Raw genomic sequence first — 650 nt, forward strand, 5'->3', positions numbered from 1 at the left:
CTCTTCCTCCGGGTACTTAGATGTTTCAGTTCCCCGGGTTTACCCCCATATACCTATGTATTCAGCATATGGTACTTAATATAATTAAGTAGGTTTCCCCATTCGGAAATCTCTGGATCACAGGCTATTTGCGCCTACCCAAAGCTTATCGCAGCTTATCACGTCCTTCTTCGGCTCCTAGTGCCAAGGCATTCACCCTGCGCCCTTTGTAGCTTGACCTATCAATTTCTTATTTCTAAGAATTCTTTGTCATTTATACAAAAATTCGCATAAAATAGTTTCTATTTTAAGGTTTTTATTGTCTTGACGAAATTGTTATATCTTTATTTAAAGGTTTAACAATGTCTTTTTATCACTGTGCAATTTTCAAAGAACAAAAATATCGCTATAAGCTTCGCATTATCTCGTCAACTTCAGTCATTGTGCTCTCACTTACGTAAGTAAGCTCTGCTCCTCATTCCTTTGTTTCCTTATACTGCTTGCTTCTATCAATATTTTACTTATTGAGATTTTCCAAAAAAAATTGGACTCTCAAAATTAAACAGATAACATAGTACCAGATGTCACAAAGTGTTACCTTTGTGCCGACTCCCTAGAAAGGAGGTGATCCAGCCGCAGGTTCTCCTACGGCTACCTTGTTACGACTTCAC

The 650-nt window shown here is 38.0% G+C and carries 2 rRNA genes; both read right to left on the bottom strand.

Annotated elements, in window-relative coordinates:
* Positions 1-219, bottom strand: a 23S ribosomal RNA gene (locus KQI36_RS17640); the annotation flags it as partial.
* A gap of 377 nt (positions 220-596) precedes the next feature.
* A 16S ribosomal RNA gene (locus KQI36_RS17645) occupies positions 597-650 on the bottom strand; the annotation flags it as partial.

The sequence above is a fragment of the Clostridium senegalense genome (assembly GCF_018916625.1).
GTDB classification, from domain to species: domain Bacteria; phylum Bacillota; class Clostridia; order Clostridiales; family Clostridiaceae; genus Clostridium_J; species Clostridium_J senegalense.